The organism is Streptomyces sp. NPDC104831 (assembly GCF_055583025.1).
In genome coordinates, this window is the sequence record NZ_JBVJOT010000011.1 from 16959 (window position 1) to 37453 (window position 20495).

Consider the following 20495-nt stretch of genomic DNA (forward strand, 5'->3'; position numbering starts at 1 on the left):
ACCTGAAGCGGAGATTTTGCCTCACATCAAGGTCTGTTACTCAATCGACACCCAATCCGACCCCTCAGGAGTGATCGGCTTGGATGGCGGTGAGGACCGTACACGGTCCGAACGCCGCACCTCAAAGGCGCCTCCCCGTGTACTTCCCGTGATCAAGTGCCCTGAAAACCAGGACATTCCCGTCTTTCCACCCTCTGTCATGATCACTCTGCGTACATGGCCGGAAATCCGCCCATGTGATCGATCACACAGGAAGACGTCCGTTCGGCCGCCGGAAAATTCCGCGTAGAGCGAACAGCGGCCGCGTGTGTCCTCCCGTGTCACATGGGCAGAGTGACACGCATCTCCAGTCCGCCCCCCTCCCGGGGACGGGCGTGGATGTGGCCGCCGTGCGCCCGGGCCACGGACCGGACGATGGACAGGCCGAGGCCCACGCCCTTGTCGCTGCCCGTGCGCTCGGTGCGCAGCCGGCGGAAGGGCTCGAAGAGGTTGTCGATCTCGTACGCCGGCACCACCGGTCCGGTGTTGGAGACCGTCAGTACCGCCTGCCCGTGCTCGACCTCGGTATTCACCTCCACCCATCCTCCCTCCGGCACGTTATAGCGCACCGCGTTCTGCACCAGGTTCAGCGCGATCCGTTCCAGCAGCACGCCGTTGCCCCGCACCACCGCCGGTTTGCGCTCCCCCCGGACGCGCACGCCCTTGGCCTCCGCCTCCGCGTGCACCTGGTCGATGGCCTGCGTGGCGACCTCGGCCAGGTCGACCGGTTTGCGCTCGACGATCTGGTTGTCGCTGCGGGCCAGCAGCAGCAGTCCCTCGACCAGCTGTTCGCTGCGTTCGTTGGTGGCCAGCAGGGTCTTGCCGAGCTGCTGGAGCTCCACCGGGGCGTTCGGGTCCGACAGGTGCACCTCGAGGAGCGTGCGGTTGATCGCGAGCGGGGTGCGCAGTTCGTGCGAGGCGTTGCCGACGAAGCGCTGCTGGGCGGTGAAGGCCCGCTGGAGCCGCTCCAGCATGTCGTCGAAGGTGTCCGCCAGCTCCTTCAGCTCGTCGTCGGGGCCGTCCAGCTCGATCCGGCGGGACAGGTCCGAGCCGGCCACCTGGCGGGCGGTGCGGGTGATCCGGCCGAGCGGGGACAGCACGCGGCCGGCCATCGCGTACCCGAACGCGAAGGCGATCACGGCGAGGCCCAGCAGGGCCAGCAGGGAGCGGCTGAGCAGATTGTCCAGGGCCCCCTGGCGCTGCTGGTCGACGCAGTGGGCGATCGCCTCGTTGAAGTCCGACAGCGGCAGGCTGGTGGTGTTGATCGCGGTGATCGCGGGGCAGTTGTCGCTGGCGACCCGGATCGACGTACCGCTCACGATCTTGAACAGCGGCTGGTTGCCGGTGCTGATCGCCTGCGCGGCCAGCAGGTAGATGATCGACAGCAGCAGGATGCCGGCGATCAGGAACATGCCGCCGTACAGCAGCGTCAGCCGTATGCGGATGGTCGGTCGCAGCCACGGGAAGGGGGGCTGCGGCCTCCTGGGGTCCCAGGTGGGCTTCGGCGGCGCCTGGGGAGGCGCGGGTGTCGCGGCCACCGGGATCAGATCCGGTAGCCGGAGCCGGGGACGGTGACGATGACCGGCGGCTCGCCGAGCTTGCGGCGCAGGGTCATCACCGTCACCCGCACCACGTTCGTGAACGGGTCGGTGTTCTCGTCCCACGCCTTCTCCAGCAGCTGCTCCGCCGACACGACGGCGCCCTCGCTGCGCATGAGCACCTCCAGCACCGCGAACTCCTTGGGAGCCAGCTGGACCTCCTTGCCGTCGCGGAAGACCTCGCGGCGGTTGGGGTCGAGCTTGATGCCGGCGCGCTCCAGGACCGGCGGCAGGGGCACGCTGGTACGACGGCCGAGGGCCCGCACCCGCGCGATCAGCTCGCTGAACGCGAACGGCTTGGGCAGATAGTCGTCGGCGCCGATCTCCAGGCCCTCGACCCGGTCGCTGACGTCGCCGGAGGCGGTGAGCATCAGCACGCGCGTGGGCATGCCCAGCTCGACGATCCTGCGGCAGACGTCGTCGCCGTGCACGAGCGGGAGGTCGCGGTCGAGGACGACCACGTCGTAGTCGTTGACGCCGATGCGCTCCAGGGCGGCCGCACCGTCGTACACGACGTCGACGGCCATGGCCTCCCGGCGCAGTCCGGTGGCCACCGCATCGGCGAGCAGTTGCTCGTCCTCGACGACGAGTACGCGCACGTCGCTTGTCCTTCCTGTGTCCGCCCGCGGGGCGCGCCGCGGGCGCGTGCGGGCAGGGGTCTGCGTTGGGGTGTGGCCCCCATCCTGCCCTTTTCGGCCATAAGTCGGCTGTAAGGCGGCCCCGGGGCCGAAGGGACTGGAGTTCCGGGGCGGGAATCCAAGAATTTCTCCTCCGGTCAGGTTTCCCCGGAGGGGAGCTTGGGGAGGACGGCTTTACACCCCGCGATCACGCTCTGCATGTGCCGCAGCACCATGCGGCACTCCGCCTTCCGCTTCCGCAGAGCGGGCGTGGGTGTCCGGCACCGTCGCCGCCCGGCCGGGCAGCGCTGGGCACCCGCGAGAGACGTGATCGCCCCTTCCATACGGCACACCCCCGTGCCACCGACCCACGACCCAGGACGAGGGGGCGCAGCATGGACGCTTTCACCTCAGGACTTCTGCAGCGCATAAGGGCGACCGAGTCCGACCTTTCGCGGGCTCGTGACGAGGGCGACGACTTCCTCGTCGAAGTGGAGCAGGCGGAACTCGACGACCTGCGACGCCTCGCCGCCGAACACGGTGTGGAGGTCGGCGCGTCACGCGTCTGATCGGCCCGAGCGCGACGAGGGACCCCGGCGAATCCAGCGCCGGGGTCCCTTCGCGTGCGGCCGGTGTCCCGGTCAGTCGTGCCAGGCCCCGAAGTCCTCCAGCAGCCGCTGGAGCGGCTCGAAGACGCCCGGCGTGCCCGCGACCGCCAGCTCCCGCGAGGGCCGCTCACCGGGCCGTCCACCGGTCAGCGCGCCCGCCTCCCGGGCGATGAGGTCCCCGGCCGCGTAGTCCCACGGGTGCAGGCCCCGCTCGTAGTACCCGTCCAGCCGGCCGCAGGCCACGTCGCACAGGTCGACGGCCGCCGAGCCGCCGCGCCGGATGTCCCGCAGCAGCGGGATCAGCCGGGCGGCCACCTCGGCCTGGTGGGTGCGGACCTCGGCGACGTAGTTGAAACCGGTGGAGACCAGGGCCTGGTCCAGTGGGGGCGCGGGCCGGCAGGCGAGCTCCCGTTCGCCCTCCCACGCGCCCGTGGCCCACGCGCCGCCGCCCCGCACGGCGTGGTACGTCTCGCCGCGCATCGGTGCCGCGACGACCCCGACGACGGTCCGGCCGTCCTGCTCGGCGGCGATGGACACCGCCCAGGTCGGCAGCCCGTACAGGTAGTTGACCGTGCCGTCCAGCGGGTCGATCACCCAGCGGACGCCGCTCGTGCCCTCGGCCGAGGCGCCCTCCTCGCCGAGGAAGCCGTCGTCGGGGCGCCGGCCGGAGATCAGGTCGGTGATCAGCTTCTCGGCCGCGATGTCCATCTCGGTGACGACGTCGATGGGGCTGGACTTCGTCCGGGCCACGGCCAGGTCGCTCGGGCGGCCGTCGCGCAGCAGTTCGCCGGCCCGGCGGGCGGCCTCCCGGGCGAGTGCGAGCAGGTCCCGGTGCAGGGGGTCGGTCACGGCTCTCCTCATGCGTAGGGGCTGTCGGCGCCCGCGGCGGCGGGGCGGGGGGCGCGGGCCGGGCAGCAGCCGACCGGGCACAGGTCGTGGCTCGGGCCGAGGGCGCCCAGGGCGCAGGGGGCGACCTCCTGGCCGCGCTCGGCGGCGGCCCGCTCCAGGATCAGCTCGCGGACGGCGGCGGCGAACCGCGGGTCGGCGCCGACGGTGGCCGAGCGGCGCACGGGCAGGCCCAGTTCCCCGGCCTTGGCCTTCGCCTCGGTGTCGAGGTCGTAGAGGACCTCCATGTGGTCGGAGACGAAGCCGATGGGGGCCATGACCACGGCGGGGACGCCGGCCGCGTGCCGCTCCTCCAGGTGGTCGCAGATGTCGGGCTCCAGCCACGGGATGTGCGGGGCGCCGGAACGGGACTGGTAGACGAGCTGCCAGGGGTGGTCGACGCCGGTGCGCTCGCGGACGGCGTCGGCGATCAGCCGGGCCACGTCCAGGTGCTGGGCGACGTAGGCGCCGCCGTCGCCGTGGGCCTCCACGGGGCCGGAGGTGTCGGCGGCGGAGGTGGGGATGGAGTGGGTGGTGAAGGCGATGTGGGCACCCGCGCGGACGTCCTCGGGCAGGTCGGCGAGGGCGCGCAGCACGCCGTCGATCATGGGCTCGACGAAACCGGGGTGGTTGAAGTAGTGCCGCAGCTTGTCGACGGCCGGCGGCTCCAGGCCCTCGGCCCGCAGGGCGGCCAGCGCGTCGGCCAGGTTCTCCCGGTACTGGCGGCAGCCCGAGTAGGAGGCGTAGGCGCTGGTGGCGAGGACCAGGACGCGGCGGCGGCCGTCGGCCGTCATCTCCCTCAGGGTGTCGGTCAGATACGGCGCCCAGTTGCGGTTGCCCCAGTAGACGGGCAGGTCCAGGCCGTGCGCGGCGAAGTCCTCGCGCAGGGCCCCGAGCAGGGCGCGGTTCTGGTCGTTGATGGGGCTGACCCCGCCGAAGAGGAAGTAGTGCTGCCCCACTTCCTTGAGGCGTTCCTTGGGGATGCCGCGCCCGCGCGTGACGTTCTCCAGGAACGGGACCACGTCGTCCGGGCCTTCGGGACCGCCGAAGGAGAGCAGGAGCAGGGCGTCGTACGGGGTGGGATCGAGCGCGTCTGGCATGGGTCGATCCTGCCACCCGGCACCGACAGCCGGGCAACAGCGGGGTGACGAGTCGGACCGGCACCGTTTCGGGCGGTTTGTCCCCGCACTCGAATCGGCGCTTTCCGGGCTGTCGCCCCCAGGTCGATTAGGGTGCCCTTATTTGTAAGCTGTATCGGCGATATTCGCGCCTTACCGAGCCGCTTCGGAGACCCCGTGCCCAGCCCTTACAGAGCCTTGTTCGCCGCGCCCGGCACCAAGGCCTTCTCCGCCGCCGGATTCCTCGGCCGGATGCCGCTGTCGATGATGGGCATCGGCGTGGTCACGATGGTCTCCCAGGTCACCGGGCGGTACGGCCTCGCGGGCGCCCTGTCGGCCACCCTGGCGCTGTCCGCCGCCGCCGTCGGGCCGCGCGTCTCCCGGCTGGTGGACCGGCACGGTCAGCGCCGGGTGCTGCGCCCCGCGACCCTGGTGGCCCTGACCTCGGCGGCCGTGCTGCTGTGCGCGGTCCGCTTCCGGTGGCCGGACTGGGTGCTCTTCGTCTGCGCCGCCGGGACCGGCTCGGTGCCGAGCCTCGGCGCGATGATCCGGGCCCGCTGGGCCGCGCTGTACCGGGGCACGCCCCGGCTGCACACCGCCTACTCGTTCGAGTCGGTGGTGGACGAGGTGTGCTTCATCTTCGGGCCGATCATCTCCATCGGCCTGTCCACGGCCTGGTTCCCGGAGGCGGGCCCGCTGCTGGCGGCCTGCTTCCTCGCGGCCGGCGTCTTCTGGCTGACCGCCCAGCAGGCCACCGAACCGGCGCCGCACCCGCGCGAGGCGCACGACGGCGGCAGCGCCCTGCGCTCGGTGGGGCTGCGGGTGCTGGTGGCCACCTTCGTGGCGACCGGATCGATCTTCGGCGCCGTGGACGTGGTGACCGTCGCCTTCGCCGACGAACGCGGCCACAAGGGCGCCGCGAGCGTGGTCCTCGCGCTGTACGCGGCCGGTTCCTGTGTGGCGGGCGCGGTCTTCGGGCTGCTGCGCTTCGGCGGGGCGCCGGAACGCCGCTGGCTGCTGGGCGTGGCGGCGATGGCCGTGAGTATGATCCCCCTCCTACTGGTCGGAAACCTGCCGCTTCTGGCCGTGGCGCTGTTCGTTGCGGGGCTGTCCATCGCGCCGACGATGATCACGACGATGTCCCTCATCGAAGAGCACGTACCTCGCGCGCGGCTCACCGAGGGCATGACCTGGGTGAGCACCGGCCTGGCGGTCGGTGTCGCGCTCGGCTCCTCCGCGGCCGGCTGGGCGATCGACGCGGCCGGGGCACGGGCCGGGTACGGGGTTCCGGCCGTGTCCGGGGCCGTCGCGGTCGTGGTCGGTTTCCTCGGGTTCCGCCGGCTGCGCAGGCCGCCGGCGGCGGGGCGGGGAGGCACCGTTGAGCAGCACGGCGAGCGGGACGTACGGAACCTGGCGTAACTGGGGCGGCAACGTCTCCGCACGGCCCGCCCGGCAGGTGGCGCCGGCGTCGGTGGAGGAACTGGCCGCGGCGGTGCGCCGGGCACGGGAGGACGGCCTGAAGGTGAAGGCGGTCGGCACCGGGCACTCCTTCACCTCGATCGCCGCCACCGACGGCGTCCTGATACGCCCTCACCTGCTGACCGGCATCCGCGGGATCGACCGGCGGTCCATGACGGTCACGGTGGAGGCGGGCACCCCGCTCAAGAGACTCAACGCCGCCCTGGCGCGCGAGGGTCTGTCGCTCACCAATATGGGCGACATCATGGAGCAGACCGTCTCCGGGGCCACCAGCACCGGCACCCACGGCACGGGCCGCACCTCCGGCTCCCTCGCCGCGCAGATCAGGGGACTCGAACTCGTCACGGCCGACGGTTCCGTCCTCACCTGCTCCGAGCAGGAGAACCCCGACGTCTTCGCCGCCGCCCGGCTGGGCCTCGGCGCCCTGGGCGTCGTCAGCGCGATCACGTTCGCCGTCGAACCCCTCTTCCTCCTGACCGCGCGGGAGGAACCGATGCCCCTGGAACGGGTCCTGTCCGAGTTCGACCAGCTGTGGGCGGAGAACGAGCACTTCGAGTTCTACTGGTTCCCGCACACCGGGAGCACCAACACCAAGCGCAACAACCGCAGCGCCGGTCCCGAGCGCCCCGTGGGGCGGCTGGCCGGCTGGTTCGAGGACGAGTTCCTCTCCAACGGCGTGTTCCAGGCGGCCCAGTGGGTCGGCCGCGCCGCGCCGGCCACCGTCCCCGGCATCGCGCGGATCTCCAGCAGGGCCCTGTCCGCGCGGACGTACACCGACATCCCCTACAAGGTGTTCACCTCGCCGCGCCGGGTGCGCTTCGTGGAGATGGAGTACGCCGTCCCGCGCGCCGCCCTGGTGGAGACCCTGCGCGAGCTGCGGGCCGTGATCGACCGCTCCGGGCTGCGGATCAGCTTCCCGGTGGAGGTGCGCACCGCCCCGGCCGACGACATCACCCTGTCCACCGCCTCCGGCCGGGACAGCGCCTACATCGCCGTGCACATGTTCCGGGGCACGCCCTACCAGGCGTACTTCACCGCCGCCGAGCGGATCTTCACCGCGCACGAGGGGCGCCCGCACTGGGGCAAGGTGCACACGCGGGACGCGGAGTACCTCTCCCGGGCGTATCCGCGCTTCGGCGAGTTCACGGCGCTGCGGGACCGGCTCGACCCGGATCGGCTGTTCCGGAACGACTATCTGCGGAGGGTGCTGGGGGCGTGACGGGCGTCGTGGCGGACGTGCCGGGCGCGCTGGGCGTGGGGCTCGGGGTGGCGGGAGCGGACGGGGCGGTCGGGGTGGCCGGGGTGCTGCCCGGAGTGCCGTCCGAGCCGGTGCCCGGCCCGGCGCCCGCCGAACCACCGGGCGTCGGGGAGGACGTGCCGGGGGCCGTCGCGCCGCCGCCGGCCGGTGTGTGCCGCGGGGACGGCGTGTCCGACGGGGACGGGGTGTCGCCGGGCCGCGAGCCGGAGGAGTGCCGGCCGGTGACGGCGTCGCTCACGGTCGTGCCCTTGCCGCCGCTGAAGCTGTCGCCGGAGACCAGTTCGTACACCGTGATGCCCGCCATCGTGACCCCGAAGACCAGGGCCGCGGCGACCAGCGGGCGGCGCCGGCTCCGCACCCGCGCGCGGTAGACGGTGCCCTCGGTGAACTCGCCCGGCGCCTGTGCCGGTGACGCCCGCTCCCGCGGCCGGGCCGCCACCACCGTCTTCTCCCTCAGCTGCTCCCCGGTCCGCTTGAAGAAGTGCTGGAACACGGAGCCGCCGCAGGTGGCGAGGACGCTGACGACCCCGGCGCCGAGGATCGTGCCGTACACCCCGAAGTACGAAGCCAGTTTGGCCGCCACGACCGCCGCCAGGGCGCTGCCCGCGACCTGGGGGACGTTCAGATCGATCCGCTTCCGCCCCGTATCGGGTGTCTCACGCATACCCGGACCTTGCCTGCCTTTCCCGTACTTGATCGACATTGACCGACCGACTGCACGAGAAGGGGACGTACGGACGAAACCATTAGTTCCGTTTCTGGCGATTGCGTGAACTTCACCACGTTCATGATCGACAAAACCGGTTGCGAACGGCCAAGTCGCACCCCTTGCGAGAAGTTGGCCAGCGCGCCAATCCACGCACGTGGCCCGAATGGAGTACTGTTGCCAGCCCTGGGTCAGGTCTCCCACCAGGGTGTCCGTGACCACGCGGGATCACCGGGAGGGAACTAGTTGCACAGGGTGACGGAGTTGGTCACTTAGCGTGGCGAACAGGTAACCGTGCCATAACGGCGATCCCGGGCCCGCGCCCGACACGCCGGGCAACTCGGCAAGGTTGTGGCAGGCTGCACCCGGGCAGGCCACACTCGACTAGCGGAAGCAGCGACGCACGTGACGTCGGCAGGCACCACCCGGGAGGTCCCCATGCCCGAACTGCGTGTCGTGGCCGTCTCGAATGACGGCACACGGCTGGTGCTGAAGGCTGCCGACTCCACGGAGTACACACTTCCGATCGACGAACGGCTGCGCGCCGCCGTGCGCGGCGACCGGCCGCGTCTCGGCCAGATCGAGATCGAGGTCGAGAGCCATCTGCGCCCGCGCGACATCCAGGCGCGGATACGGGCCGGAGCCACCGCGGAAGAGGTCGCGCAGCTCGCCGGCATCCCCGTCGACCGGGTGCGGCGCTTCGAGGGGCCCGTGCTCGCCGAGCGCGCCTTCATGGCCGAGCGCGCCCGCAAGACCCCGGTCCGCCGGCCCGGCGAGAACTCCGGCCCGCTGCTCGGCGAGGCCGTGCAGGAGCGGCTGCTGCTGCGCGGCGCCGACAAGGACACCGTGCAGTGGGACTCCTGGCGCCGCGACGACGGCACCTGGGAGGTACTCCTCGTCTACCGCGTCGCGGGCGAACCGCACTCGGCGAGCTGGACGTACGACCCGCCCCGCAGGCTCGTCCAGGCCGTCGACGACGAGGCGCGCTCGCTGATCGGCGAGTCCGACGACCTCGCCGCCCCGGAGCCGAGCTTCCCGTTCGTCCCGCGGATCGCCCGGCTGCCCCGCGAACGCTCGATGGACCGTGCGCTCGAACGGGTGGACCGGGAGCGGCCCGGGCTGCCCGCTCAGCCGTCGGAACCGGCCGAGGAGGGCGCGGGCGAACGCGACTCGCTGACCAGTCTGCTGGAGGCCGTGCCGAGCTTCCGGGGCGATCTCGTCGTCCCGGAGCGCCCGTCGGAGTCCGCCGAGGAGCCCGGCGACGAGCCCGCCGCCGAGGAGCCGCCGGCGCCCGCCGCCTCGGCGGGTTCCGCCTACGCGGACGTCCTCATGCCGCGCTCCGTCGGCAGCCACCGCGACCGGCTCGTCGGCGCGACCGACCGCCAGGCCGAGGCCGACGGCGTCCGCCCCGGCCGCCGTGCCGCCGTGCCGAGCTGGGACGAGATCGTGTTCGGCACCCGCCGCAAGAAGCAGGAGTAGGCGGACGAGAAGGGGGGCACGCGCGCGTGCCCCCCCTTTTTTCCGGCCAGGACGGTTATCGCGGGTCCGCGCCGACCGCGACCGGACGCGACGGGTCCGCGGACCACTGCGACCAGGAACCGACGTACAGGGCCGCCGGGATGCCCGCCACGGCCAGCGCGAGCACCTCGTGGGCGGCGGAGACGCCCGAGCCGCAGTACACGCCCACCTCGGTGTCCTCGCGGACCCCGAGGGCCTTGAACCGGTCCCTCAGCTCCGCCGCGGGCAGGAAACGGCCGTCGGGGCCCACGTTCTCCGTCGTCGGCGCCGACACGGCGCCCGGGATGTGCCCGCCGACCCGGTCGATCGGCTCCACCTCGCCCCGGTACCGCTCCCCCGCGCGGGCGTCCAGCAGCACACCCGTGCGGGCCAGTGCCGCGGCCCCGTCCGCGTCCAGCAGCCCCCCGGCCGCCGGCACCGGGACGAAGTCGCCCTCGGCCGGGACCGGCACCTCGGTCGACAACTCACCCCGCCAGGACGGCAACCCGCCGTCGAGGACCCGCACGTCCGGGTGACCCGTCCAGCGCAGCAGCCACCACGCGCGCGCCGCCGCCCAGCCCTGCCCGTCGTCGTACACGACGACCGGCCGGGCCGCCGACACGCCCGCGCGGCGCATCGCGGCGCCGAACTCCGCGAGGTCGGGCAGCGGGTGCCGGCCCCCCGCGCCCGGCGTGCCGGCCAGATCCCGGTCCAGGTCGACGAAGACCGCGCCGGGGAGGTGTCCGGCCGCGTACTCGGCCCGGGCGTCGAAGGCCGGCGCCCCGGCCGCCCGGGCCAGGCCGAGCTGCCAGCGGACGTCCAGAAGTAGGGGCGGGTTGTCGCCGGCCAGCGCGGGCGCCAGGTCGGATGCGGTGATGATGACTGTCATGGCGTCCATCCATACGCCAGGGGTGGCCGCGGCGTCCAGGTCCGGCTACTCTGCTCGGCCGGACAGGCTCGATCACGGGGCGTGCGGGATCGGGCACGTGGTGTACAAACGGCGGACACCCCTCGGCCATCGTCGAGAAGCGGTGAAAGACGGCAGATCGGGCATCCTCTCGTGGGTACGGCGAGCGGCGCGGTACGACCCCGCGGCACCCGGAGGATGCGGGAGCGGCACGGGCGTACGCGCCGACGGCGTGGACGCCCCTTCCGGACGGCGGAAGCGACACGGCCACCGCGAGGGGCCGGGGAGAGAGTGATCGATGACCGAGGCACGGGAGCCGGCCGGTCCGCATGCGCGGCGTCTGCCCGGCACACCCTGCTGGGTGAGCCTGATGGTGCACGGGCTGGAGGCCACCGAGGAGTTCTACGGCGAGCTGTTCGGCTGGGAGTTCCGGCCGGGTCCGCGGCAGCTCGGCCCGTATGTGCGGGCGCTGCTCGACGGGCGGGAGGTGGCGGGCGTGGGCCGGCTGCCGACGGGCCGCCGGCTGCCGGTCGCCTGGACGCCCTACCTCGCCTCGGACGACGTGAACCGCACGGCCGACACGGTGCGGCTGTGCGGCGGCACGGTGGCCGTCGGCCCGCTGGACGCCGCCGAGGCCGGGCGGATGGCGATCGTCTCCGATCCCTCCGGGGCGGTGTTCGGGATCTGGCAGGGCGCCGCGCATTCCGGAACGGCGGTCACCGGCGTGCCCGGCACCCCGGTGTGGAACGAACTGCTCACCTTCGAGACGGAAAGCGTCGCGAAGTTCTACAAGAGCGTCTTCCGCTACGAGGAGGAGCCGGTGGCCTCACCCGGCGTCGACGCGCTGACCCTGCTGCTGGACGGCCGTCCGGTGGCCGGGCTGCGCGGGGTGGGCCAGGGACTGCCCCCGGGCCGCGGGCCGCACTGGCGGACCTGGTTCCGGGTCGACGACCTCGACGCGGCGCTGCGGCAGGTCGCCGGGCTGGGCGGACGGGTGCTGGCAGCGGCGCACGACGGCCCGCACGGGCGGGTGGCGACGGTGGCGGACCCGGAGGGCGCGGAGTTCTCCGTGGTCCAGGATCCGCGCTGAGGTCTCAGGGGGCCGGGACGGGCAGCACGTCCGGGGACAGGGCCGCCGCCCGGGCCGTGGCGGCGGTCATCCGGCGCCGGTGGTGACGGCGGCACAGCACCTCGTAGCCGACCTCGCCCGCAGTCTGGTTGACGTCGCCGACGACCACCTGGGCGCCCTCGACCACCATCTCGCCGCCGATCGTGCGGGCGTTGTGCGTGGCCCGGGCGCCGCACCAGCACAGCGCCTCCACCTGGAGCACCTCGATCCGGTCGGCCAGCTCCACCAGCCGCTGCGAGCCGGGGAACAGCTTGGAGCGGAAGTCGGTGGTGATGCCGAAGGCGAAGACGTCCAGACCGAGATCGTCCACCACGCGCGCGAGCTGGTCGATCTGCTCGGGCGCGAGGAACTGCGCCTCGTCCGCGATCACGTAGTCGGCCCGGCCGCCCTGGGAGAGGTGGTCCACGAGGTACGCGTACAGGTCCTGGCCGTCCTCGACCTCCACCGCGTCGGTGACCAGGCCCAGCCGGGAGGACAGCTTGCCCTCGCCCGCGCGGTCGTCACGGGTGAAGATCATGCCCGCCAGACCGCGCGCGGACCGGTTGTGCTCGATCTGCAGAGCCAGCGTCGACTTCCCGCAGTCCATCGTTCCGGAGAAGAACACCAGCTCGGGCATGAGGAGTTGAGCACCTTTCGGCGAAGGGGGGCAGGGGGTCAGGAGCGTACTTCGAGCAGCGGGACGAGCTGTTCCGCCGGGGTCATCGAGCCGTGGTTGCCGACCAGCGCCGACTCCTTGGGCTCCCGCTCGGAGGCGATGATCAGCACGTCGTCGTGCGCGGCGGCGACCACGTCCCCGATCCGCGGGTACACGCGCTCGTCGCATTCGCCGGGCCGCCCGAACCAGCCCGCCGCGATCGCCTCGTCCCGCGACGCCACCCAGAACTGCTCCCCGAGCACCTCGCGCCACACGGTGAGCACGTCGTTCCCGGCGCCCGGGACCGCGTACACGTGCCGGGCCCGGCCCTCGCCGCCGAGCAGCGCGACGCCGGCCCGCAGCTCCCAGTCCTCGTCGAAGTCGATGCGGTGCCGCTCGTCGAACGGCACGTCGACCATGCCGTGGTCGGCGGTGACGTAGAGGGCGCTGCGCGGGGGCAGTTGCTCGGCCAGCCGCTGGGCGAGCCGGTCGACGTACATCAGCTGGCCGCGCCAGGTGTCGGAGGCGATGCCGTAGCGGTGTCCCGAGCCGTCCAGCTCGGCGTAGTACGTGTACACCAGCGAGCGGTCGCCCGCGGCCAGCTGCTCGGCCGCGAGGTCCATGCGCTCCTCGCCGGTGAGCCGCCCGTGGAAGGTACCGCCGCTGAGCGCGACCTTGGTGAGCGGGGTGTGCTCGAAGGCGGGCGAGGTCACCTGGGCGGTGTGCACGCCGGCGTCGTGGGCCAGCCGGAAGACGGTGGGGTACGGCTGCCAGGCGGCCGGGTCGGTGTACGGCTGCCAGCGGAGCTGGTTCATCAGCTCGCCGGTGGCCGGGTTGCGCACCGCGTATCCGGGCAGGCCGTGCGCGCCGGGCGGCAGGCCGGTGCCGACGGAGGCGAGGGAGGCCGCGGTGGTCGCCGGGTAGCCGGCGGTGAGCGGGCGGCCGGTGCCGCCGCGGGAGCTGCCGAGCAGGGAGGTCAGGAAGGGCGCCTCGTCCGGGTGGGCGGCGAGCTGCTCCCAGCCGAGGCCGTCGACCAGGAAGACGCAGACCCGGTCGGCCGGGGTCAGCTCCCCGATCGAGGCGGTCAGGCCGGGGACGCCCAGGCCGGCGGCGAGGGTGGGCAGCAGGTCGGCCAGGGAGCCGCTGCCGTACTCGGGCAGCGGCGCGGTGGCCAGGGCGAGGGGCTCCGGGTGGTCCCAGGCGGAGAGCGAGGACATCAGCGGGTGAGGTCCGCGGTCGCCTCCGAGATGGCCTGCGCGAAGGCGAGCGCCTGGCGCACCGTCTCCGGGCCGTCCCCGGCCTCGCTGACGCGCAGGCTCAGGTCGTCCGCCGTGGAGCTGCCCGTGTAGCCGTGGTCGGCGTCGCAGTTGGGGTCGCCGCAGGCGGCGGGCTCCAGGTCGATGCGGTTGACCGCGCCCCAGCCGATGGTCAGCACGACCTCGCGGGGCAGCGTGCCCGGCGTGTACTGCTCCGGGTTCGCGACCACCCGGCTGACCACGACGGACGAGATCCGGTCGAGCTTCACGGACTCGGTGGAGGTGGTGGCGTAGGGCGTCGGGGAGGTGCTGTCGGCGGCCTGCTCGTCGGTGTGGCTGACGATGAAGCGGTTGCCGGTGAGGACCAGCACGGTGACGTGCCGGCGGACCTCGTTCTGGTCGAACGTCGTCTCCTGGTGGACCAGGTACGACCGGACGGGCTCGCCGCCCACCGCGGCCTCCACCGCCTCGGCCACGAGGGCCGGGTAGTAGCCGCTGCGCTCGATCGCCGCGCGCAGCCCCTGGGTCGTCGTACTGGTCTTGGCCATGGCGTCCATCCTAATCCGTGGGCAAGGGCACTCCGGGCCAGTCGGACGGACCGGGGGCGGGACGGCGCACCGGTCCGGGGGCGGGCCGGGGCGCACCTGCGGAGCCCCGGGGACGGGTCCCGGCGGGGCCGCCCGCCGGTACGGGCGCGAGCCGGGACGCGCCTGCGGAGCCCCGGGGACGGATCCCGGGCGGGTCTCCGGCTGAGCGCGGGGGCGCTCGGGCGGGGGACGGGGCCGCGAGCCGGTGCTCGGGTGCGGGAAACCCGGGGAACGGGCCCTGGGCGGGACTCCGGATGGACGGCGGCGGTCGGGCAGGGGGGCGGGGCCGGGGCCGGCTGCGTCCGTCTCGCGGGCGGTGCCGACGGCGGGGGTCCCGCCCGGCGCCTGCCGTGACAACGCCTCCCCGGCGGTGTGCTCGCGGAAGACACGGGGGTCCGGACGGCGGCGGTCGGGCAGAGGGCGGGGCCGGGGCCGGCTGCGTCCGTCTCACGGGCGGTGCAGACGGCCGGGGTCCCGCCCGGCGCCTGCCGTGCCCCTGCCTCCTCGACGGTGTGCTCGCGGAAGACACAGGGGTCCGGGGGGCGGCGGGCACGTGGCGCAGGCCGGGCCGGGGAAGACCGCCTCCGGGCCGGAGCGGCGGGGAGGTCGCGGCCGGCGGCGAGTCCGAGCCGGCCGGCGCCCCCGCCGGTCACCTCCCGGCCCCGCCGCGGGCAGCGGGCGGCCCGCGCTCCCGACGGGGTCCTGCGCCTCGTCAGTAGGCCGGCATCGTGCGCGGGCCGAGGTCGTCGCGGGCGGGCGGGGGCGCGAGCCGTACCGTGGCGCCGAGGACGCTCGCCCCGTGCGGGGCGACGACGACGGGCTCCAGGGTGACCGCGACCACCTCCGGGTGGTCGTCGACCAGCCGGGACACCCGCAGCAGCAGCTCCTCCAGCGCCGGGGTGTCCACGGGCGTGGAGCCGCGCCAGCCGAACAGCAGCGGCGCGGTGCGGATGGACCGCACCAGCGAGGTCGCCTCCCGGTCGGTGACGGGGATCAGCCGGTGGGCCATGTCCCCGAGCAGTTGGGAGGCGGCGCCGGCCAGGCCGAAGGACAGCACGGCGCCGGCCGCCGGGTCGATCACCGCGCGGACGACGGTGTCCACGCCCCGGGGCGCCATCGCCTGCACCACCGGCCGCAGTTCCTCCGGCCGGCCGAACAGCTCGGTCAACTCGGTGTACGCCCGCAGCAGTTGCTCCTCGTCCGCGAGATCGAGGCGGACGCCGCCCAGGTCGGCGCGGTGCCTGAGGTGCGGGGCGGTCGCCTTGAGGGCCACCGGGTAGCCGAGCGCCCGGGCGGCCTGCACGGCGGCGTCCGGGCCGGGCGCGGGCAGGGCGCGGCGCACGGGGACGCCGTACCGGCCGAGCAGCTCGCAGGTGTGCTCGGCGGACAGGGTGAGCCCCTCGCCGCGCGCGAGCAGCTCGCCGATCAGCCGGGCGGCGCCCTTCTCGTCGATGTCGTCGAACTCCGGCACCTTCCCGGGGTCGGCCGCCTCCCGCCGCCACTGCCCGTACTTCACGGCCTCGGCGAGCGCCCGCACCGCGCGTTCGGCGGCGGGGTAGGCGGGGATGAGCCGGGTGCCGTCCTCGGGGCGTGCCCGGGGTTCCCCGCCGGGTGCGGGCGGGGTGGCGGGCCGTATGCGCGCCGCTTCCGGGCCGGCCGGGCCGGGCGCCCTGTCCGCGGCCCCGGGCGCGGTGCTCGTCGCGGCCGACAGTGCCTGCGCCAGTCCGCCCAGCTCGACGTGGACCACCAGCACCGGCTTCCCCGGCACCGCCGCCGCGGCCGACCGCAGCGCCTTTGCCAGCTCCGCGTCCCCCGGCGAGCCTTCCCCGATCGCGGGGATCGCCGTGACGACGACGGCGTCGTTCGTGTCGTCGGCCAGCGCGGCGGCCAGTGCCCGGTGGAAGTCCTCCGCCGTCGCCCCGGTGGTCAGGTCCACCGGCCGGTCCGGCCGCAGCCCCTCCGCCACACACCGGTCGTACGTCAGCACGCCCAGCGACTCGGAGTTGCCGAGGATGGCCACGCGCGGCCCGGCGGGCAGCGGCTGCCGGGCGAGCAGCAGTCCCGCGTCGACCAGCTCGGTGATCGTGTCGACCCGGATCACCCCGGCCTGCCGCAGCAGCGCGGACACGGTCGCGTGCGGCAGCCGGGTGGCGCGCACGGCGTGCCCCTGCGGGGCGGCGCCGGTGCCCTGCACGACGACCAGGGGCTTCGCCGCGGCCGTCCGCCGGGCGAGCCGGGTGAACTTGCGGGGGTTGCCGATGGACTCCAGGTACATGAGGACGACGTCGGTGTCCGGGTCGTCGTACCAGTACTGGAGGACGTCGTTGCCGGAGACGTCGGCGCGGTTGCCGGCGGAGACGAAGGTGGAGACGCCCGTGACCCCGGTCACCCCTCCCCCGCGCCGGTGCAGCCGGGACAGCAGGGCGATGCCGATGGCGCCGGACTGGGCGAAGAGCCCGATGCGGCCGGGGCGGGGCGGTTCGGGCGCGAGCGAGGCGTTCAGGCGGACGCCGTCGGCGGTGTTGATGACGCCGAAGGCGTTGGGGCCGATGAGCCGCATGCCGTAGGCCCGTGCGGCCCGGACGAGCGCGCGCTGCCGTTCGCGTCCCTCGGGCCCGCTCTCGGCGTACCCGGCGGAGAGCACGACCAGCCCCTGGACGCCGTGTTCGCCGCACTCGGCGACCACGGCGGGCACGTGCTCGGCCGGTACGGCGACGACGGCGAGGTCCACGTGCCCGTCGATGTCGCGCACCGAGCGGTGCGCGGGCACCCCGTCGATCTCCTTGAGGTCTTCGGGGAAGGCCTTGTTCACGGCGTGCAGCGGGCCCGGGTAGCCGGCCGCACGGATGTTGCCGAGGACGCCGCGGCCCACCCCGCCGGGGGCGCGGCCGACGCCGACGACCGCGACCGAGCCGGGTGCGAGGAGCCGCCGTACCGAGCGGGCCTCGGCGCGCTGTTCCCGGGCCTGCTGCACGGCCACGGAGCGGTCGGTGGGTTCGAGGTCCAGTTCCAGGCGTACGACGCCGTCCTCGAAGCTGCGCTTCTGGGTGTAACCGGCGTCCGTGAACACCTTGATCATCTTGGTGTTGGCGGGCAGCACCTCGGCGGCGAAGCGGCGGATGCCCCTCTCGCGCGCGACGGCCGCGATGTGCTCCAGGAGGGCGGAGGCGACCCCGCGGCCCTGGTGGGCGTCCTGGACCAGGAAGGCGACCTCGGCCTCCTCGGCGGGCGCGGTGGCGGGCAGGCCGTCCGCGCCTGTGCGGTCGTAGCGCACGGTGGCGATGAACTCGCCGCCGATGGTGGCCGCGAGTCCCACCCTGTCCACGAAGTCGTGGTGCGTGAAGCGGTGGACGTCCTTGGCGGACAGGCGGGGGTACGGCGCGAAGAAGCGGTAGTACTTCGACTCGTCCGAGACCTGCTCGTAGAAACTGACCAGGCGGTCGGCGTCATCGACGGTGATGGGCCTGACGCGCGCGGTGCCGCCGTCGCGCAGCACCACGTCCGCCTCCCAGTGCGCGGGGTACTGGTGCCGCTCCTGCCGGTCCGCCGAGGTCTGCATGGGCCCCAGCGTAAGGCTCGCGTACGACGACGGCGCGAGGCAGTCTATGGGGGGCGAACGCCGGACCGAGGCCGCGGTCCGGTGTCGCTCCGGGGCGGGTCCTCGAGGTCTGCTCCGGGCACGCTCCACGGTATGGGAAACTGGTCTAGACAACCCTGAGCACTGAAGGGCAGCAACACATGGCTGAGCGCCGCGTCAACGTCGGCTGGGCCGAGGGTCTCCACGCCCGCCCCGCCTCCCTCTTCGTCCGAGCCGCCACGGCCACAGGCGTCCCGGTGACGATCGCCAAGGCCGGGGGCGACCCCGTCAACGCGGCTTCGATGCTGGCCGTCCTGGGCCTGGGTGCCCAGGGTGGCGAGGAGATCGTCCTCGCCTCCGACGCCGAGGGCGCCGACGCCGCCCTCGACCGTCTGGCCAAGCTGGTCTCCGAGGGCCTGGAGGAACTGCCCGAGACCGTCTGAGCGCAGACCGGGAAGCCGCGTCGCCCCTGCCGGGCGGCGCGGCTTTCGCGTATGCGCGGCCCCGCGCGCCCCGAGGCTTCCCGCCGGCCGAATTCGTTGTCGCCGGTTGAAGGGCGCGAGCCGATAATTCCCGGCATCGCGAAAGGGCAGCGGAAAACGCCCCGCCGCCGAATAACACCTTGTTTGTATACGGCGGCTGTTAATGCCGCGCACCCTACATGTTTACGGCATGTTGCGAAGTCCTCACACGTTCCCCGGGGCCGGAGAAGCGGAGCCGGTGCGCGCCGGTCGCGCGTTCGGCGTGCAGGGCGGTCAGCACCCGCGCGCGTTCACCGTCGCCGCGCGCCACCGCGTCCACGATCGCCCCGTGCTCGGCCCAGGACTCCACCGGGCTCACCGGCGCCTCCACCGCGTACATCCACGCGACCTTGTGGCGCAGCTGGGTCAGCACCGAGGTGAGCGAGGGGCTGCCGCAGGCCTGGGCCAGCGTCTCGTGGAACCAGCCGCCCAGCGAGCGCAGATCCTCGCTGTTGCCCTTTCTGGCCCGCTCCTGGCCCAGCCGGACCAGGCCGCGCAACACCTTCAGATGGGCCTCCGTGCGCCGCTGGGCGGCGCGCGCGGCGCCCAGCGGCTCCAGCAGCGTCCGCATCTCCAGCACGTCGGCGGCCTCCTGCTCGGTCGGCTCGGCCACGCACGCGCCCGCGTGCCGGCGCGTCACCACGAAGCCCTCGGCCTCCAGCGTGCGCAGCGCCTCGCGCACGGGGACGCGCGAGACGCCGTAGCGGCGGGCCAGGACTTCCTCGGTCAGCCGGCTGCCGCGCTCGTAGACACCGGCGACGATGTCGTCCCGGACAGCGGTGCACACCGAGTGCGCCGGAATACGCATGACCGACCTCCGCCTTAATCCCCGTTAAACGCCGATGATGGACGTGTGTTCCGTGACTCTATTCCAGTCGGCCGGAATTTCCGATGGCGGGCCGTAATCCATGGATATTTTTTGGACAACGGGTCCCGCGGAGAACATGGAAAACGGCGAAAGCCCCGGCTCGGGGAGCCGGGGCCGTCGGGGAAGGCGCGAGTGCGTCAGATGCGCACGCCGTGCGAGCGGAGGTAGGCGACGGGGTCGATGTCGGAGCCGTAGTCCGGGCTCGTGCGCGCCTCGAAGTGGAGGTGCGGGCCGGTGACGTTGCCCGTGGAGCCGGAGAGCCCGATCTGCTGGCCCGGCACGACCTTCTGGCCCACCGTGACGCCGATGGACGACAGGTGCCCGTACTGCGTGTACATGCCGTCGGCCATCCGGATCACGATCTCGTTGCCGTACGCGCCGCCCCAGCCGGTGGAGACGACCGTGCCGGAACCCACCGCGTGCACGGTGGTGCCGGCGGCCGCGTGGAAGTCGATGCCGGTGTGCGAACCGGAGGACCACAGCGAGCTGGACGCCTGGTAGGCCGTGGAGACGTAGGAGTGCTCGATGGGGGCCACGAAGGCGTTCAGCCGGCGGCGCTCGGCCTCGCGCGCGGCGCGGGCCCTGGCCTCGCGCAGCTCCTCGGCGCGCTCGGCGGCGGCCTTCGCGGCGGCCTCCTCGGCCGCCTTGCGGTCCGCGGCCTGCTGCTGGGCGGTGGCCTGCGCGTCGATCTGGGCGGCGACGTCGTCCGTGGCGGCGAGGACCGGGGTGAGGCCGGTCTGGTCCACGGGGTTGCCGGCGGCGAGGGCCGGGGAGGCGGCGAGGGTGCCGATGACACCGGTGGTGGTCAGGGCCGCGACGCCGGCCGCCTGCGCTGTGGTTCGCTTGACCCGTCCGGGCTTGCGGTGCTTCCCGGTGGCGCACATGAACGCCATGAAGTGGCTGGTCCTTTCCTTCCCTCTCGCCTACCGGGTTAGCTGACGGGTTCGGAGCAGGAAGGTCTCCTACGGGCTCCCTCGCGGTCGCCCGATTCACCCCAGGGACGATGGGTCCCCGGCTCCCCTGGCTCGCGCCGTACGGGGACTCGGCGATGGCTGTCCGGTGCCGCGGGTGCGGCGCACTGCCTGACGAACAGCCCGGACGACGCTACGGCGGCCCGCTTCCGATCCTCAAACGGATCCGGCTTTTTGTAGCGCATCCCACAGGTCAGACAGGCAACCTCCGCCCCAAAACGGGCACCTGAGGGACCGAGT

Annotated in this window: 18 protein-coding genes and 1 riboswitch; of the genes, 6 read left to right on the forward strand and 12 right to left on the reverse strand. The window is 73.5% G+C overall.

The features are described from left to right. Window positions 1–320 precede the first annotated feature (320 nt). Both ACZ63H_RS10485 and ACZ63H_RS10490 read right to left on the reverse strand, forming a co-directional pair. A complete protein-coding gene (locus tag ACZ63H_RS10485) occupies window positions 321–1577 on the reverse strand; it encodes a sensor histidine kinase (protein ID WP_469863512.1) in 1257 nt (418 codons plus the stop codon). 5 nt (window positions 1578–1582) lie between these two features. Continuing rightward, complete coding sequence (locus tag ACZ63H_RS10490; RefSeq protein ID WP_007387794.1) at window positions 1583–2236, reverse strand: response regulator transcription factor; 654 nt, start codon at window positions 2234–2236, stop codon at window positions 1583–1585. Window positions 2237–2649: 413 nt separating this feature from the next. On the opposite strand from ACZ63H_RS10490, the gene ACZ63H_RS10495 reads away from it, so the two are divergent. After that, window positions 2650–2823: a hypothetical protein gene (locus tag ACZ63H_RS10495; protein ID WP_167345744.1), complete on the forward strand. Its 174-nt coding sequence runs from the start codon at window positions 2650–2652 to the stop codon at window positions 2821–2823. Between the two features lie 72 nt (window positions 2824–2895). Here ACZ63H_RS10495 and ACZ63H_RS10500 read toward each other — a convergent pair whose 3' ends face one another. Together ACZ63H_RS10500 and ACZ63H_RS10505 are read right to left on the reverse strand one after the other, a co-directional pair. After that, window positions 2896–3711, reverse strand: a complete 816-nt coding sequence (locus ACZ63H_RS10500) for an inositol monophosphatase family protein (RefSeq protein WP_469863514.1) — start codon at window positions 3709–3711, stop codon at window positions 2896–2898. A gap of 8 nt (window positions 3712–3719) precedes the next feature. After that, on the reverse strand, window positions 3720–4847 hold the full coding sequence (locus tag ACZ63H_RS10505; protein WP_469863516.1) for a ferrochelatase: 1128 nt from the start codon (window positions 4845–4847) through the stop codon (window positions 3720–3722). A gap of 195 nt (window positions 4848–5042) precedes the next feature. On the opposite strand from ACZ63H_RS10505, the gene ACZ63H_RS10510 reads away from it, so the two are divergent. Both ACZ63H_RS10510 and ACZ63H_RS10515 read left to right on the forward strand, forming a co-directional pair. Further along, on the forward strand, window positions 5043–6284 hold the full coding sequence (locus tag ACZ63H_RS10510) for an MFS transporter (protein ID WP_469863517.1): 1242 nt from the start codon (window positions 5043–5045) through the stop codon (window positions 6282–6284). After that, window positions 6244–7563, forward strand: a complete 1320-nt coding sequence (locus ACZ63H_RS10515; protein WP_469863519.1) for a D-arabinono-1,4-lactone oxidase — start codon at window positions 6244–6246, stop codon at window positions 7561–7563. Before ACZ63H_RS10510 ends, ACZ63H_RS10515 begins: the two co-directional genes overlap by 41 nt. Here the strand turns inward: ACZ63H_RS10515 and ACZ63H_RS10520 are convergent. Beyond that, the gene (locus ACZ63H_RS10520; protein WP_469863521.1) at window positions 7487–8266 is read right to left on the reverse strand and encodes a hypothetical protein; all 780 of its coding nucleotides are present in this window, start codon (window positions 8264–8266) and stop codon (window positions 7487–7489) included. The two genes, ACZ63H_RS10515 and ACZ63H_RS10520, sit on opposite strands and share 77 nt — an antisense overlap. Before the next feature lie 480 nt (window positions 8267–8746). Between ACZ63H_RS10520 and sepH the strand changes: the two genes are divergently transcribed. Beyond that, entirely contained in the window at window positions 8747–9787 is a 1041-nt protein-coding gene (gene sepH / locus ACZ63H_RS10525) for a septation protein SepH (protein WP_467943027.1), read from the forward strand. 55 nt (window positions 9788–9842) lie between these two features. Here sepH and ACZ63H_RS10530 read toward each other — a convergent pair whose 3' ends face one another. Continuing rightward, entirely contained in the window at window positions 9843–10694 is an 852-nt protein-coding gene (locus tag ACZ63H_RS10530; protein ID WP_469863523.1) for a sulfurtransferase, read from the reverse strand. A gap of 316 nt (window positions 10695–11010) precedes the next feature. Here ACZ63H_RS10530 and ACZ63H_RS10535 point away from each other — a divergent pair, with 316 nt between their 5' ends. Continuing rightward, on the forward strand, window positions 11011–11802 hold the full coding sequence (locus ACZ63H_RS10535) for a VOC family protein (protein ID WP_469863525.1): 792 nt from the start codon (window positions 11011–11013) through the stop codon (window positions 11800–11802). 4 nt (window positions 11803–11806) lie between these two features. On the opposite strand, the gene ACZ63H_RS10540 is transcribed toward ACZ63H_RS10535, so the two are convergent. The 4 genes from ACZ63H_RS10540 to ACZ63H_RS10555 all read right to left on the reverse strand — a co-directional run bounded on the left by ACZ63H_RS10540 (window position 11807) and on the right by ACZ63H_RS10555 (window position 17877). Then, window positions 11807–12457: a thymidine kinase gene (locus ACZ63H_RS10540; protein ID WP_469863526.1), complete on the reverse strand. Its 651-nt coding sequence runs from the start codon at window positions 12455–12457 to the stop codon at window positions 11807–11809. Window positions 12458–12495: 38 nt separating this feature from the next. After that, a complete protein-coding gene (locus ACZ63H_RS10545) occupies window positions 12496–13692 on the reverse strand; it encodes an alkaline phosphatase family protein (protein WP_469863528.1) in 1197 nt (398 codons plus the stop codon). Next, window positions 13692–14279 carry a DUF5998 family protein gene (locus ACZ63H_RS10550; protein WP_223283776.1) on the reverse strand — a complete coding sequence of 196 codons (588 nt, stop codon included), beginning with the start codon at window positions 14277–14279 and terminating at the stop codon, window positions 13692–13694. The genes ACZ63H_RS10545 and ACZ63H_RS10550 overlap by 1 nt, the downstream gene beginning before the upstream one ends. A gap of 751 nt (window positions 14280–15030) precedes the next feature. Beyond that, a complete protein-coding gene (locus ACZ63H_RS10555; RefSeq protein WP_469863530.1) occupies window positions 15031–17877 on the reverse strand; it encodes a bifunctional acetate--CoA ligase family protein/GNAT family N-acetyltransferase in 2847 nt (948 codons plus the stop codon). 179 nt (window positions 17878–18056) lie between these two features. Between ACZ63H_RS10555 and ACZ63H_RS10560 the strand changes: the two genes are divergently transcribed. Continuing rightward, entirely contained in the window at window positions 18057–18338 is a 282-nt protein-coding gene (locus tag ACZ63H_RS10560) for an HPr family phosphocarrier protein (RefSeq protein WP_467943012.1), read from the forward strand. Window positions 18339–18552: 214 nt separating this feature from the next. On the opposite strand, the gene ACZ63H_RS10565 is transcribed toward ACZ63H_RS10560, so the two are convergent. After that, the gene (locus tag ACZ63H_RS10565) at window positions 18553–19224 is read right to left on the reverse strand and encodes a GntR family transcriptional regulator (RefSeq protein WP_469863532.1); all 672 of its coding nucleotides are present in this window, start codon (window positions 19222–19224) and stop codon (window positions 18553–18555) included. A gap of 197 nt (window positions 19225–19421) precedes the next feature. Further along, window positions 19422–20177, reverse strand: a complete 756-nt coding sequence (locus ACZ63H_RS10570; protein WP_469863533.1) for a M23 family metallopeptidase — start codon at window positions 20175–20177, stop codon at window positions 19422–19424. A 12-nt stretch (window positions 20178–20189) separates the two neighbouring features. After that, window positions 20190–20342, reverse strand: a riboswitch (cyclic di-AMP (ydaO/yuaA leader). Window positions 20343–20495 lie beyond the last annotated feature (153 nt).